We start from the raw sequence: 12994 nt of genomic DNA on the forward strand, positions 1-12994 counted from the left end.
CGTCAGATCCTCTCGATGTCCTCGCGGCCGAAGATGCCGTAGGGCCGGACCATGATGGTGAAAAGGATGATCAGCGAGGTGACGACGTCGCGCGTGCCCCCGCCCACCAGCGAGTCGAGGTAGCCGGGCACGACCGAGCCGAGGATGCCGACGAGCAGCCCGCCGACCAGCACCCCGACGATGGAGTCCACCCCGCCGAGGATCACCACCGCCACCGCCGGAAACAGGAGGGCCGACAGGGTCCAGTCGACGCCCTGGACCGAGCCCCAGAGCGTGCCGGCCGCCACCGCTGCCACGGCTGCGAGCCCCCAGGAGATGCCGATCGCGCGCTCCACCGAGATGCCGACCGCCCAGGACGACACATGGTCGTCCGAGACCGCGCGCAGCTTGGTGCCGAGCCGGGTGCGGAAGAAGAGGAGCGAGGCGCCGATCAGAAGGAGCGCGATCGCGCCGCCCCAGAGATAGTCGCGGTTGATGAACACGTCGCCGACGATGATGGGCGAGAGGTCCACGCCGAGGTCGAGCGATTTGGGCGCCGCGCCGAGGAGGCCGGGGCCGAGGCCGCGCAGGAAGATTTCCAGGCCCAGCGTCAGCATCACCACCATGATGATGGGCTGGCCGACCATGCGACGAAGGAGCAAGCGCTCGACCGCGAGGCCGAAGCCGAACATCAGGATGCAGGCCACGGGCACGGCGACGAGCAGCGGCAGACCGGCCGCGACGAGAAGCCAGACCACATAGGCGCCGATCAGAACAACGGCACCCTGTGCGAGGTTCGGCACGCCGGACGACTTGTAGATGAGGACGATGCCGAGCGCGACGAGCGAGTACATGAGACCCGTCAGCGCGCCGTTGACCAGAAGCTCGACGAAGTAGCTCATGCCGCCCTCCCCTTGCCGACGCCGCGCAGCGTCAGCTCGCGCTTCAAGACACCCTCCGCGCCGGTCTCGTAGGCGACGCGCGCCTCGAACTCGATGCGCTCGCGGCCGTCGTAGAGCGCCTCGACGATCGGGCCGTAGTGCCGCTCGATCACGTCGCGCTTCAGCTTGCGGGTGCGGGTCACCTCGCCGTCGTCGGGATCGAATTCCTTGTGGAGGTTGACGAAGCGCTGGATCGCCAGCCCTTCCGGCAGGCGCTTGTTGACGCCTCCGATCGTGCGCTCGACGAGGTCGAGGATTTCCGGCTTCTGCGACAGATCGGCATAGGACGTGTAGGAGACCGCGTTCTCCTGCGCGAAATGGCCGACGGCCTCGAAGTCGATACAGACGATGGCGGCCAGCGACGGGCGCCCGCGCCCGACAATGCAGACGTCGCGGATATAGGGCGAGAACTTCAGGCGGTTCTCGATATAGGTCGGGATGTAGCGCGTGCCGGCGGCCGTATGAACGACCTCGGACACGCGCCCGAGCACCACGATCTGCCCGTCCAGCTCGACCTGGCCCGCGTCGCCGGTGCGCAGCCAGCCGCCGTCGAGCGCCTTGGCGCTTGCCGCCTCGTCGCCGTGGTAGCCGTCGAAGACGTTGTCGCCCCGCATCAGGATCTCGCCGGTCTCGTCGATCCGAACCTCGACGCCCGGAAACGGTCGGCCCACCGTATGGAGCTGGAGGTCCCCCGCCCCTTGCGCGACGGCGAGCGCGCAATTCTCCGTCTGGCCGTAGAACTGGCGAAGGTTGAGGCCGAGGGCGCGGAAAAAGAGGAAGACCTCCTCGCCGATCGCCTCGCCCGCCGTGTAGGGACGCTGGACGCGGGCGAGACCGAGTTGGTCGAGAAGCGGCCCGAAGACCAGGAGCCGGCCGATCTGCCAGCGCAGCCGCTCGATCGCCGACGGCTCACGCCCTTCCAGCCGGCGTCGCTCCAGCTCGACGGCGAAGGGCACGAAATGCTCGAACAGGCGGCGCTTGCCGCGCGTCGATTCCTCCATGCCGACCTGGACGCGCGTCAACATGTTCGACCAGGCGCGCGGCGAGGAGAAGTAGATCGTCGGCGCGATCTCGCGCAGGTCGTGCTGGGCGGTTTCCTGGCGCTCGGGGATCGCGACCACGAAGCGGAGCGTGATCGCGGCGGCCAGCGAGAACAGGAAGTCGCCCACCCAGGCCATGGGCAGGTAGGCCATGTGGACCTCGCCCTCGCGGAAATATCCGGCGGCGGCGGCGTTGCGAACGCCCGACAGGAGATGGCCGTGCTTGAGCGGAATGCCCTTGGGCGCCCCCGTCGTGCCCGACGAATGGAGGAGCACCGCGACGTCATGGACCCCGGCACGGCCGAGAAGCGCCTCGCGCAGGGCCGGCTCACGTTCGAGCCGCGCGCGCCCTTGGTCGAGCAGGCTCTCCAGCGCGACGACGCCCGGGGGCTCGCGGCCCTTCAGCCCGCGCGGGTCGTCATAGGCGATCGTCGCGAGGTCTGGAACGCTTTCGCGCACGACAAGGAGCTTGTCGACCTGTTCCTGGTCCTCCGCCACGGCAAAGCGGATGCCCTCCCGCCGAACCTGGCCGGCGAGTTCCTCGGGCGCCACGTCGGAATAGGCGGGCGACGGCACGGCCCGCAGGCAGATCGCGGCCAGCATCGCGACGTAGAGGGCGGCGCGATTGTCGCCGATGACGAGCACAACATCGCCGGCCTTCAGCCCGGCGGCCTCGAACCCGGCCGCCTGTTCCAGGACGCGGTCGCGATAGGTCTTCCAGGTCCATTCCTGCCAGATGCCGCGGTCGCGCTCGCGGATCGCGACGGTGTTCCCGTGCGTCTCGGCGTTCTCGTTCAAGGCGGCGATCAGCGTGTCGCCGTCGCGCCAGCCGGGATGCAGGGCTCGGACTCCTGCCGCGATGGTCGCCCCGTCATGCAGCATGAGCGGCTCCCCCGATATAGGCGGCGACCACGGCCGGATCGCCCATGGTCTCGCGCGCCGGCCCCTCGGCGATGCGCGTCCCGTTGTTCAGGACGACCACGCGGTCGCAGATGGCGGTCACGACGTCGAGGTGATGCTCGATCAGGAGGACGGTGAGCCCCAGCTCCTCGCGCGCGTCGAGGATGAAGCGGACCATGTATTCCTTCTCTTCCTGGTTCATGCCGGCCATCGGCTCGTCGAGGACCAGAAGGCGCGGCTCGGCGGCCAGCGCGCGGGCAAGCTCCACCCGCTTCTGGAGGCCGAGCGGGATCGTGTCGACATGCTCGTCGCGCACGCTCTGGAGCTGCAGGAGATCGATGACGTCCTCGACCTTGCGGCGATTGGCGGTCTCCGCCTTCTGCGCCCAGACCGGATAGAAGAAGGCGGCCAGCGCCGAGGGGCGCATGAAGATGTGCCGGCCCATGAGAATGTTGTCGAGAACGCTCATGCCCCGGAACAGGGCGACGTTCTGGAACGTGCGGGCGACGCCCATCTTGGCGACCTTGTGCGGCCGCGTTCCCTCGATCCGCTGCCCATGCAGCCGGATCGCGCCTTCCTGGGGTGGATAGAAGCCGGTGATGGCGTTGACGAGGGTCGTCTTGCCCGAGCCGTTCGGACCGACGAGGCCGAAGATCTCCCCTTGTCCCACGCGAATGGACACGCTCTTGAGGGCCTGGAGGCCGCCGAACCAGCGGCTCACCCCTTCGCAGGCCAAGGCCTCGGGCCGGCCTGCCGCATTCGCGGACGCGTGTGGGCTGGCGGCGACGAGCGCCGTCGGATGCTGCATGACCCGCCTCCTCCCAGAGCCTGTCAGTGCCATTGTCGGCCGCCTCGATCTCCCAATCGCTGCAACCAAGAAGAGGCTATCAAAGCGGTTCGCTTTCAGGAATACGTAATCTATCGGATGAATCGTTCGGACCCATCGAATGAACCCCAACCTGATCGACCAGCTCCGCACCTTCGTGACCGTCGTGGAAGAGGGCAGCTTCTCGAGCGCTGCGCGGCGGCTGAACCGGGCGGTGTCCTCGGTGTCCTACGCGGTCGCGCAGATGGAGCGGCAGTGCGGCTTCCCGCTGATCGATCGCGCGTCGCGGGAGGCGACCCTGACGCAACGCGGCCGGGCGGTGTTCGCGGAGGCGACGTTCCTGGTCGAAAGCGCGCGGCGCCTGACGGCGCACATGAAGGCGCTGGAAAAGGGCGAGGAAATGCGTATCCGCATCGCGGTGGACGTCCTGTTCCCGCTGACGGCACTGCGCGACGCGCTCCAGGGTTTCGACGCCACCCAGCCCCGCGCCCGCGTCCAGCTCTTCACGAGTTCGCTCAACACGCTGTGGGAGACCCTGCGCAGCGGCGAGGTGGACTTCGCGCTGACCTTTCTCGCCAACGTGCCGCCCGACATGACGGCCCGCTCGTTCCGAAACGTGACGATGTGGCCGGTCGCGTCGGCGACGCATCCGCTCTCGCGTCTGCCGCAGCCGATCCCGATCGAAGCGTTCCAGTCGGAGCGGCAGATCTACTTCATCGGGAGCCCGAGCGTCGACGTCGAGCGCCTGGGGCGCGTGTTCGGGCCGGACGTTTGGACCTCCAACGACCTAGAACACATCCGGATGCTCGTCACCGGCGGCTTCGGCTGGTGCTTCACCAACGAGGTCTTCTTCGCCGACGAGGAGGCGGCCGGCGTCGTCAAACGTCTTCGCAGCGCCGACAACCGGTTCCATCCCGTTCGTGCGCTGGGCGCGGCCTGGTCGATCGACCGCGCGCCGGGGCCCCTCGGCCAGCAGATCATCGAGTTCCTGGCCGGCAGGCTCAGCGAGCAGGGCTAAAGGCACCCGCCCCCGTCCTCCCCCGGATCGGTGAGCGGCAAAGGAAAATTTCGGGTATCTTCGCGCATCGATCGCACGCGATCTAGCCTCGTTCGTTCGGTTCTTAAGAGTTGGAATCTACTCCTGCCCCCAGGAGGAGCGATGAACGTTCTGTTGACCTGCGTAGGCGTCCTGAACGATCCGAGGCTTTTGAGCCTGGCGGTCGTCGTTTGCCTCGTCGGAATCTACGGATCGTTCTCGGTCGCGCGCCATGCCAGCCGGCTGCAAGGCCGGGAGCGCACAAAGTGGGCGCTTCTCGCGCTGCTCTCGGCCGGCTGCACGGCCTGGGCGACCCATATGATCGCCCTTCTCGCCTTCCGGCCGGGCATGCAGTCGGGTTTCGAGCCCGTGACCACCGCGCTGTCGCTTGTCCTGGCGATCGTCGGCATCGGCGCCGGGCTGATGCTTTCGCTCGGTCGGCGCGAGCGCTGGAGGCGTTTCGCCGGCGGTGTCGTGATCGGGCTCGGCGTCGCGGTCCTGCACTATGTCGGCCAGGCGGCCTATGTCGTGCGCGGGCACATCCACTGGGATCTCCTCGTCGTCTGGTCGACGCTCCTCGGGTCGCTTCCCGTGTTCGGCCTGGCGACCCTTGCGTCGGTGGAGCGTAAGCGGGTCGTGAGCCTCGCCGGAGCGCCGCTTCTGGTTCTGGCCATCGGCATCCTCCACATCGGCGGAATGGTCGCGATGACCCTCGAGTTCGACCCGCGGGTCGCCCTTCCGGCCTGGACGATCCCCCCCGAAACCCTCGCGCCGATCGTCGCCGTGGTCTCTTCCATCCTGGCGGCCGTCGCGATCCTCGGGCTGCGGCTCACCCTCGCGGCCAAGGCCAAGCTACGCTACGAGCGCAGAAGGCTCGGCGAACTCGCCAATCTTGGGTTGGAGGGTCTGGCGATCTGCGAGGGAGACCGCGTCGTCACCGCCAACGACAGCCTCGCCCGGCTGACCGGGTTCTCCAGGGAAGAGCTCACCGGGCGGGCGCTCGATACGCTGCTTCCGGATCTCGACCTCCGCGCCCTGCCGGAACGGGAGGAGACCGATGCACGCCTCGCGACGAGCCTCGGCGGGTTCCTGCCGGTGCGGGTCCTGCGAAGCGACGTGCGGCTCGCCGGCAGTGTTCAGACCGTGATCGCCTTCCGCGACCAGAGCGAACGGCTGTCGGTCGAGGAGCGCATCCGCACCCTCGCCTATACCGACAGCCTGACGGGCCTCGCCAACCGCGCCCGCTTCCAGGAAACGTTGGCGACCTGCGTGGCCGAGCATCTGGAGAGCGGGACCTCCTTCTCGCTGCTCCTTTTCGACCTCGACGGGTTCAAGGACATCAACGACGCGTTCGGCCATGCGGGGGGCGACGAAGCCCTGCGCGCGGTCGCGAGCCGCGCCCGGACGATCGTCGGCGAACCGCATCTCCTGGCCCGCCTGGGCGGCGACGAGTTCGCGGTGATCCTTCGCGGGACGGCCGATCCTCTCCGGATCGCCGAGGCCGGCCGACGGCTGATCGAAGCCATCGAGACGCCGATTCCCATCGGCGACGAGATCGCCCATCTATCGGCGAGCGTCGGGCTGATGCCGTCACAGTCGCAGAGCGTCTCGGCGGACGATCTCATGCTGGCGGCCGATCTCGCGCTCTACGACGCCAAGGCGAACGGCAGGGCGCGCGTGCGCCTGTTCACCCCCGAACTGCGCAAGGCGGCCAAGGACCGGCTCAGCGTGGCGGAGGACCTGCGGGAGGCGTGGGACTGCCGGAACTTCGAGCTCTACTACCAGCCGCAGGTGCGACTCACGGGCAACCGGGTCGTCGGAGCCGAAGCCCTGATCCGGTGGAACCACCCCTATCTCGGCGTGCTGGCCCCGGCGGCGTTCCTGCCGGTGCTCGAGGCCAGTTCCCTCGCCTCCCCTGTGGGCGACTGGATTCTCTCGACCGCATGCCGCGACGCGATGAGGATCCGCGGCCGCGCAGGGCAGGCGGGCTTCCGCGTCGGCGTGAACCTCTTCGCGGCGCAGCTCCGCCAGCCGGACTTCGTCGAACGCGTGGAGGAGGCGCTGGCCACCAGCGGGCTGCCGGCCCATGCGCTGGAGCTTGAGATCACCGAGAATATCGTCCTGCGCAACGAGCGCACGATCGCGCAGCACCTGTCCCGCCTGCGCCGGATGGATGTCGGCATCGCCTTCGACGATTTCGGCACCGGCTACGCCTCGCTCACGTTCCTCAAGCAACTGGACATCACCCGCCTCAAGATCGACCGGTCGTTCGTCCGGGACATCGAGACCGACCGGAAGGACCAGGGGATCGTGGACGCCGTCCTGCGGATGGCGCGGGGATGCGATCTGCAGGTCATCGCCGAAGGGATCGAAACGCCGGGCCAGGCCGCCTATCTGCGTGAGCGGGTGGTCGAGGGACAAGGCTATCTCTTCGGCAAGCCGATGCCCCTGGCAAGCTTCGCAAACCGGCTTCTTGCGCCCGACCGCGGCGTCGGGTCCTGACCTTTCGGCCTCCCGGTCCGAATGCGGCCACGCCCGGGTGGAGATAAGGCTCGGCCCAGCGTCACATGGTCCAAATGCGCCGATGAACCACCCCAGCCGAATGCCGCCCCGCTCGCCGCGTACCGCCGTGTCCGCTCTATCGGGCGCACGGCGATGGATCCGGCAGCCTGAGCTGCATCGTGCCTGCCGCGTGGCCGCGTGGCTTGCGCTGGTCGCCGTCCTGTTCGTCACCGTATCGCCGATCGGCCTGCGTCCGCATGACGTGATGTCCGTGCAGGGCGACCGCGCCCTCGCCTTCGGGCTTCTCGCGGGTCTGTTCGTGCTCGCCTATCCCCGGCATTGGCTGCTGGTCGGCCTCGCGATCGTGGTCGCCGCGATCGGGATCGAGTGGCTGCAGGAACTTTCGCCGACCCGTCACGCGCGGTGGGGCGACGCGATGGTGAAGGCCGGCGGCGCGGCTTGCGGTGCGGCGATCGCGACCTTGACGAACCTCATGATCGCGCGCCGGCAGCGCGGCTGAGCGGGCGCCTCTACAGCGCGAGCCAGAGAACCAGCAGTCCCAGCCAGAAGATGGACGACAGCGCGATCCCGACGAGAAGACCGCGCGCCGGCCGCATTTCGTCTCGCAATGGCGGCCGTTCCTGCCGCTCCTCCTCAGCGGACTGTGGAGCGGCCCGTGCTTCGGTCTCCATGGTGTCGCCTCCTCGTTAACCAAAACTAGGAGTTAAAGAGGCACGCGGAAAGATCGTGCGGCAAGGTTCACGACGAGGTGATCAGGCGACCCTATCGCAATCGGCGCAGGCGGTAAGCGATCCTTGTGTCGAGAAGCGCGATACCGTCCGAGATACAGGCCTTCTCATGGGCGGAGAGGTCGGCGGTCAGCTCGGCGTCGATGTCCCGCCACAGCGTGCGAAGCCGGGTGCAGATCTCTTCGCCGTCGGGCGTGAGCTGGAGGTTGATGCGCCGGGCATCGGCCGGATCGGGTAACCTCTGCGTGTAGCCGCGCGCGGCCAGCCGATCCATCATCTTGGAAACCGTCGAGGGACGGACGTTCAATTCGTCCGCCAGGGCCGAAACGCTGAGGCTCGTGTTGTCGGCCAGCGCGATCAGCAGTCGATCCTGGCCGGACGCCAGACCCAGCTTGGCCAGCTTCAATCCCAAGAACGCGCGAAGCGACTGCGATGTAGCCAAGGCCGCACTTAGGATCGTCTCATGACGTGCGTCCGTCCGCCCTCTGGGCACTCTGTACTTTAACCCCTGTGCGCCGGCATGTGCTGAAAGTTCCATGGGAGCTACTCCGGGTTGAGATATCACCTCATGTGACTCAGCAATCTGAGCTGTCCATGAAAAATCGCAAATATTCCCTCTTAATGTGCGAAAACGCACCTTTCTCGGAAGTAACTAGCTGAATATTCATAGGGCACGATCCATTCACCCCCCATCTTATGGTAGGTGAATCTGGTCCTTCAACCAGATGATATCGACGAGCTGACCGTTGACGGCGCAGAATTCGATCATGCGCTCGTTGACGATCTCGCTGCGGAGCAGCGTTTCGGCCAAGAGCTCACGAGGACTGCGGACCGCCTCGCGGCGCACCCCATCGAATTCGGCAAACTCCGCCCCTTCGATGGCGACAAGCGGAGCGTGCCGGTCGCACGGATAAGCGGCAATCGAGCGCCGACCAAATACTGTCAGAAGCGTACCGTAGAGCATGCCCGTATGGAGCGAGGCCTGTCCTTCCCGCATAAGCAGCTTTCCAGCTCCGATACCGCTACCTGAACATGCGGTTCGGCCAAGCGCTCATGCGGAGAAATCGAGACGCCAATGGCGGCAAGGGTGCAGTCCAGCGTGCGCAATCGCCTCCTGGCCGTCGCGACGGCGGAAAGCTTTGCGCGTCTGTCTCCACATCTCGAGTTCATCGAACTGCCGGTCCGCGCCGTCCTCGTGCATGAGAATGTCGCGCTCGAACACGTGTACTTCCTCGAAAGCGGCTTGGCCTCGATGGTGGCCACGAGCCGCGACGGGATGCAGGAGATCGAGGTCGGCCATGTCGGCCCTGAAGGCATGACGGGCTTCTACGTGCTGCACGGCGTCGACCACACGCCGCACCGGACCTTCATGCAGACGGTCGGCGCGGCGTGGCGCATACCGGCGTCGCTGCTGGTGAGGATCGCGCAGCAGGACGAGGCGTTGCGCAACCTGCTCCTGCGCTACATCCACTGCTACGAGTTGCAGCTTTCGCATTCGGCTCTGGCCAACGGTCGCTACAACATCAACGAGCGCTTGGCGCGCTGGCTGCTCATGTCACACGACCGGCTGGAAAGCGACGATCTGCCTCTGACGCACGAGTTCCTGTCGCTGATGCTCGGCGTGCGGCGCTCCGGCGTGACCAACGAGATTCACGTTCTCGAGGGCGCCCACCTGATCAGGGCGACGCGCGGGCGCATCCATATCCTGGACCGCAGGGGGCTCGAGGAGATCGCCGCCGGTTGCTACGGCATTCCAGAGGATGAGTACGAGCGCCTGATCCTGGCGCCCGCTTCGCGCGTGCGCGCAGGCGCCAAGGAGTAGGAGACAGGCCCGCCGGTCTGCTTGGCGGGAACGCCCGAAACGGCCTTCGAGAAGCCCGCGGATCAGCCGCCGAGTTCGGCGAAGGCGCCGCGAAGGTCGGCGCCTTCGCATCCCAGCACGACCGCCGCGAGGATACGCGCCTTCGCGCCCGTGAGGTCCCCTGCGAAGATCGCTCCCGCCCGCTCCAGATCCTTCGCACCGCCGTTGCCATAGACCGGTTTCACGCGGCCTTCCGGGCAGCGGGAGGTCACGATCACCGGGATGCCGGCCGCGATGATCTCGGCCGCGGCCTTGGTCACTGCGGGCGGCGTGTTGCCGAGGCCGAACCCTTCCACCACGATGGCGCGCGCGCCTTCGCTCGCCAGAAAGCGGAGAACGCGGTCCGAAGCGCCCATGGCCATGCGCACAAGGTCGACGCCGGTCTCGATGCGCGTCGGCGCGAAGGTCCGACGAAGCACCGGGCGGCGGTAAATGCGCACCAGCGTCCCGTCCACCTCGCCGAGCTTGCCGTGCTCGCCCGAGCGGAACGTGTCGGTGCGCGAGGTGTGCGTCTTGGTGACGTCGCGCGCCGCGTGGAACTCGCTCTCGAACAGGATGGTCGCCCCGAGGCCGGCCGCCTCCGGCGCCGCCGCGAGCCGGACGGCTTCGGCGATGTTGCGCGGCCCGTCCGTGTCGGGCGCATCGGCGCTGCGCTGGGCGCCGGTGAAGACGACGGGCTTCTGCGACCGCACGACGAGGTCGGCGAGATAGGCGCTCTCCTCCATCGTATCGGTGCCGTGCGTCACCACCACACCGTCGCAGGCGGGGTCCGACAGATGCGCGTCGATGCGCTGGGCCATAGCGAAGGCGAGCGGCAGGTCGATCGAGAACGAGTTGACGCTGCAGAAGTCGTCCACCTCGATCTCGATGCCCTCCAAGCGGTCGTGGAGCCCCGCGCGCAGCGCCTCGCCCTGGATCGAGGCCACGACGTCGGCGTCCGCCTGCGCGGTCTCTGCGCGGGACGCGATGGTTCCGCCGGTGGTGACGAGTCGGATGCGCGGCATGGTCTGGCTCTCCTGACGAAGGCCGCCGGCTTCAGCGCATCGACGGGATCCTCGGCAGGAGAATCGTCGCCAGCCCCAGAAGCGGCAGGAAGGACACGGTCCGATACACGAACTCGATGCCGGCCGTATCGGCGAAATCGCCGAGGAAGGCCGCCCCGAGCCCGCCCGCGCCGAAGGCGAAGCCGAAAAACATGCCGGCGACGAGCCCGACCCGCCCCGGCAGGAGCTCCTGTGCGAAGACCACGATGGCCGGGAAGGCGGAGGCGAGGACGAAGCCGATCACCGCCGTCAGGACGGCCGTCAGCGGCAGGTTGGCATAGGGCAGGACCAGCGCGAACGGGATGACGCCGAGGATGGAGAACCAGATCACGAAGCGGGCGCCGTAGCGGTCGCCGATCGGCCCGCCGAGGAACGTGCCGGCCGCCGCCGAGCCGAGGAACAGGAACAGCATGAGCTGCGCCTCCCGCACCGACAGGCCGAAGCGGTCGATGACGTAGAACGTGTAGTAGCTGGAGAAGCTCGCCATGTAGACGTTCTTGGTGGCCGTCAGCAGCACGAGGATGCCCACGGCCATCAGCACCGTGTTGCGCGGCAGCGGCAGAGCGCGGCTGACCGGGCCCCGACCGATCTGCGCCCGGCGGTGCGCCGCGTACCAGTTGCCCGCCCAGGTGAGGATCGCCATGCCGGTGAAGGCGATGACGGCGAACCAGGCGATGCTGTGCTGGCCGTAGGGCAGGACGATGAAGGCCGCGAGCAGCGGGCCGAGCGCCGTGCCCGCGTTGCCGCCGAGCTGGAACAGCGACTGCGCGAAGCCGTGCCGGCCGCCGGAAGCCGCTCGCGCGACGCGCGAGGCTTCCGGATGGAACACGGCCGAGCCGAAGCCGATCAGGCTCGCCGCCAGGAGCAGCATCGGAAAGCTGCCGGCGGAGGACAGGAGCAGCAGACCGACCAGAGTCGATGCCATGCCGACAGGCAGCGAATAGGGCATGGGCCAGCGATCGGTGACCACGCCGACAGCCGGCTGCAGCAGCGAGGCCGTGACCTGGAACGTCATGGTCAGGAGACCGATCTGGGCGAAGTCCAGCGCGTAGTTCGCCTTGAGGAGCGGGTAGAGCGATGCCAGCAGCGACTGCATGACGTCGTTCAGCATGTGGCAGGCGCTCATCGCCACGAGGATCGAGAGCGTGGTCTTTTGCGGCAGCGGCTGCGACGCGACGGATATGGATGACATGACGAACCCCGGCTCTCGGCCTCGCGCTCCCCGCTTCGCGGCCGCATGATAAGGCCGACGAACGGATCGCTGGATCCTCTAGCATGTGATCGCACAGGTTGTCGCCAGGGCATCTCGCTGTCTTTGGCCGCGCCCGCAGAACGCGGGCAACGGTCAGGCGGCCCGTCCTACTGCGCCGGCGTCGAGCCCCCGGTCACGGGCGCCGCGCCGGTCGTCACGCCGCCGCCGGGGTTCGTGACAGGCCGCTCGCCCTCGCGACTGGAGAAGAACATGAAATAGAGGACCGTAGTCACGACGACAGCCGTCACCACCGCCCAGAGCGAACCGCGCTTTCGGTTGGAGGGCTTGTCGAACTTGGCCAAGGCGCTGCTTCCCGGTTTCGTCTCGACAGCGGATATGGGTCGTTCGGCGGCATTGTCGCGCCGTCCACGGTCAAATCTCGGAGCGCAGCGCGCATCCGCGCGTTCCCGCTCCATGCGACACCAGCTGGAGCTGAGGAAATGACAAACGATACGACCAAAAGGCCGGATTCCGGCACACCCGAAGAGGACGCGCGGCAGATCGAGGCCCAGTTCGCCGGGCTCGACAACGATCTGGTCGAGGTGGCGGCCGCCGATGGCAAACCCGAGGCGCGGGACGAGACGCTTTCCGCCGAGGAGGTGGACGAAACGAGCGCCGGCGGGCTCCAGTATCCGCCGGGCGTCCGGACCAGCAGGCCGGAGGCCGGTCAATGACGGTCGAGGACAGCATCCGCGAGGCGATCGTCGCCGAACTTCGGCGCCAGGCCGAGATCGGCGAAGGTCGATTGACGGTCGAGGAAACCGAGAAGGGCGTGACGCTGAATGGCCCGGTCGATCTCGACGACCTCGTGATGGTCGTCATGGGATCGGTCGCGGGCGGCCCCTGAACGGGCCGAGGCCGCCGA

The 12994-nt window shown here is 67.7% G+C and carries 15 protein-coding genes; 6 read left to right on the top strand and 9 right to left on the bottom strand.

Annotated features, from left to right (window positions below):
- Positions 1-2: 2 nt before the first annotated feature.
- Genes O5O54_RS16940 through O5O54_RS16950 form a run of 3 tightly spaced genes read right to left on the bottom strand, consistent with a single transcriptional unit; the run spans position 3 to position 3668 of the window.
- Positions 3-881 (bottom strand): branched-chain amino acid ABC transporter permease, encoded by an 879-nt coding sequence (locus O5O54_RS16940; protein ID WP_279483011.1) that lies wholly within the window; start codon positions 879-881, stop codon positions 3-5.
- Positions 878-2842 (bottom strand): long-chain fatty acid--CoA ligase, encoded by a 1965-nt coding sequence (locus tag O5O54_RS16945; RefSeq protein ID WP_279483012.1) that lies wholly within the window; start codon positions 2840-2842, stop codon positions 878-880. Before O5O54_RS16945 ends, O5O54_RS16940 begins: the two co-directional genes overlap by 4 nt.
- Positions 2832-3668, bottom strand: coding sequence for an ABC transporter ATP-binding protein (locus O5O54_RS16950; RefSeq protein ID WP_279483013.1), 837 nt, complete (start codon positions 3666-3668; stop codon positions 2832-2834). Before O5O54_RS16950 ends, O5O54_RS16945 begins: the two co-directional genes overlap by 11 nt.
- Before the next feature lie 139 nt (positions 3669-3807).
- Here O5O54_RS16950 and O5O54_RS16955 point away from each other — a divergent pair, with 139 nt between their 5' ends.
- The 3 genes from O5O54_RS16955 (at position 3808) to O5O54_RS16965 (ending at position 7744) form a co-directional block, all read left to right on the top strand.
- Entirely contained in the window at positions 3808-4704 is an 897-nt protein-coding gene (locus O5O54_RS16955) for a LysR family transcriptional regulator (protein WP_279483014.1), read from the top strand.
- Positions 4705-4845: 141 nt separating this feature from the next.
- Entirely contained in the window at positions 4846-7224 is a 2379-nt protein-coding gene (locus O5O54_RS16960; RefSeq protein WP_279483015.1) for an EAL domain-containing protein, read from the top strand.
- A 190-nt stretch (positions 7225-7414) separates the two neighbouring features.
- On the top strand, positions 7415-7744 hold the full coding sequence (locus O5O54_RS16965; protein WP_279483016.1) for a VanZ family protein: 330 nt from the start codon (positions 7415-7417) through the stop codon (positions 7742-7744).
- Between the two features lie 10 nt (positions 7745-7754).
- Here the strand turns inward: O5O54_RS16965 and O5O54_RS16970 are convergent, their stop codons facing one another.
- From O5O54_RS16970 to O5O54_RS16980, 3 genes are all read right to left on the bottom strand, one after another.
- Complete coding sequence (locus O5O54_RS16970; RefSeq protein WP_279483017.1) at positions 7755-7916, bottom strand: hypothetical protein; 162 nt, start codon at positions 7914-7916, stop codon at positions 7755-7757.
- 91 nt (positions 7917-8007) lie between these two features.
- Positions 8008-8511, bottom strand: coding sequence for a MarR family winged helix-turn-helix transcriptional regulator (locus O5O54_RS16975; protein ID WP_279483018.1), 504 nt, complete (start codon positions 8509-8511; stop codon positions 8008-8010).
- Between the two features lie 156 nt (positions 8512-8667).
- Positions 8668-8970, bottom strand: a complete 303-nt coding sequence (locus O5O54_RS16980; protein ID WP_279483019.1) for a hypothetical protein — start codon at positions 8968-8970, stop codon at positions 8668-8670.
- A gap of 78 nt (positions 8971-9048) precedes the next feature.
- Here O5O54_RS16980 and O5O54_RS16985 point away from each other — a divergent pair, with 78 nt between their 5' ends.
- Positions 9049-9795, top strand: coding sequence for a Crp/Fnr family transcriptional regulator (locus O5O54_RS16985; protein ID WP_279483020.1), 747 nt, complete (start codon positions 9049-9051; stop codon positions 9793-9795).
- A 62-nt stretch (positions 9796-9857) separates the two neighbouring features.
- Here the strand turns inward: O5O54_RS16985 and O5O54_RS16990 are convergent, their stop codons facing one another.
- The 3 genes from O5O54_RS16990 to O5O54_RS17000 all read right to left on the bottom strand — a co-directional run bounded on the left by O5O54_RS16990 (position 9858) and on the right by O5O54_RS17000 (position 12431).
- Entirely contained in the window at positions 9858-10838 is a 981-nt protein-coding gene (locus tag O5O54_RS16990; protein WP_279483021.1) for an asparaginase, read from the bottom strand.
- Positions 10839-10869: 31 nt separating this feature from the next.
- Positions 10870-12069, bottom strand: a complete 1200-nt coding sequence (locus O5O54_RS16995; RefSeq protein ID WP_279483022.1) for an MFS transporter — start codon at positions 12067-12069, stop codon at positions 10870-10872.
- 167 nt (positions 12070-12236) lie between these two features.
- The gene (locus tag O5O54_RS17000) at positions 12237-12431 is read right to left on the bottom strand and encodes a hypothetical protein (RefSeq protein WP_279483023.1); all 195 of its coding nucleotides are present in this window, start codon (positions 12429-12431) and stop codon (positions 12237-12239) included.
- A 138-nt stretch (positions 12432-12569) separates the two neighbouring features.
- Between O5O54_RS17000 and O5O54_RS17005 the strand changes: the two genes are divergently transcribed.
- Together O5O54_RS17005 and O5O54_RS17010 are read left to right on the top strand one after the other, a co-directional pair.
- Entirely contained in the window at positions 12570-12803 is a 234-nt protein-coding gene (locus O5O54_RS17005; RefSeq protein ID WP_279483024.1) for a hypothetical protein, read from the top strand.
- On the top strand, positions 12800-12976 hold the full coding sequence (locus O5O54_RS17010) for a hypothetical protein (protein ID WP_279483025.1): 177 nt from the start codon (positions 12800-12802) through the stop codon (positions 12974-12976). Before O5O54_RS17005 ends, O5O54_RS17010 begins: the two co-directional genes overlap by 4 nt.
- Positions 12977-12994 lie beyond the last annotated feature (18 nt).

Origin of the sequence: Aureimonas sp. SK2 (assembly GCF_029813115.1) — a bacterium.
In the GTDB taxonomy this organism is placed as follows: domain Bacteria; phylum Pseudomonadota; class Alphaproteobacteria; order Rhizobiales; family Rhizobiaceae; genus Aureimonas.

Bases quoted from the DNA above. Each gene is read 5' to 3' on its own strand.
- O5O54_RS16940 (WP_279483011.1), bottom strand. From the start codon at position 881: ATGAGCTACTTCGTCGAGCTTCTGGTCAACGGCGCGCTGACGGGTCTC.
- O5O54_RS16945 (WP_279483012.1), bottom strand. From the start codon at position 2,842: ATGCTGCATGACGGGGCGACCATCGCGGCAGGAGTCCGAGCCCTGCAT.
- O5O54_RS16950 (WP_279483013.1), bottom strand. From the start codon at position 3,668: ATGCAGCATCCGACGGCGCTCGTCGCCGCCAGCCCACACGCGTCCGCG.
- O5O54_RS16955 (WP_279483014.1), top strand. From the start codon at position 3,808: ATGAACCCCAACCTGATCGACCAGCTCCGCACCTTCGTGACCGTCGTG.
- O5O54_RS16960 (WP_279483015.1), top strand. From the start codon at position 4,846: ATGAACGTTCTGTTGACCTGCGTAGGCGTCCTGAACGATCCGAGGCTT.
- O5O54_RS16970 (WP_279483017.1), bottom strand. From the start codon at position 7,916: ATGGAGACCGAAGCACGGGCCGCTCCACAGTCCGCTGAGGAGGAGCGG.
- O5O54_RS16975 (WP_279483018.1), bottom strand. From the start codon at position 8,511: ATGGAACTTTCAGCACATGCCGGCGCACAGGGGTTAAAGTACAGAGTG.
- O5O54_RS16980 (WP_279483019.1), bottom strand. From the start codon at position 8,970: ATGCGGGAAGGACAGGCCTCGCTCCATACGGGCATGCTCTACGGTACG.
- O5O54_RS16985 (WP_279483020.1), top strand. From the start codon at position 9,049: ATGGCGGCAAGGGTGCAGTCCAGCGTGCGCAATCGCCTCCTGGCCGTC.
- O5O54_RS16990 (WP_279483021.1), bottom strand. From the start codon at position 10,838: ATGCCGCGCATCCGACTCGTCACCACCGGCGGAACCATCGCGTCCCGC.
- O5O54_RS16995 (WP_279483022.1), bottom strand. From the start codon at position 12,069: ATGTCATCCATATCCGTCGCGTCGCAGCCGCTGCCGCAAAAGACCACG.
- O5O54_RS17005 (WP_279483024.1), top strand. From the start codon at position 12,570: ATGACAAACGATACGACCAAAAGGCCGGATTCCGGCACACCCGAAGAG.
- O5O54_RS17010 (WP_279483025.1), top strand. From the start codon at position 12,800: ATGACGGTCGAGGACAGCATCCGCGAGGCGATCGTCGCCGAACTTCGG.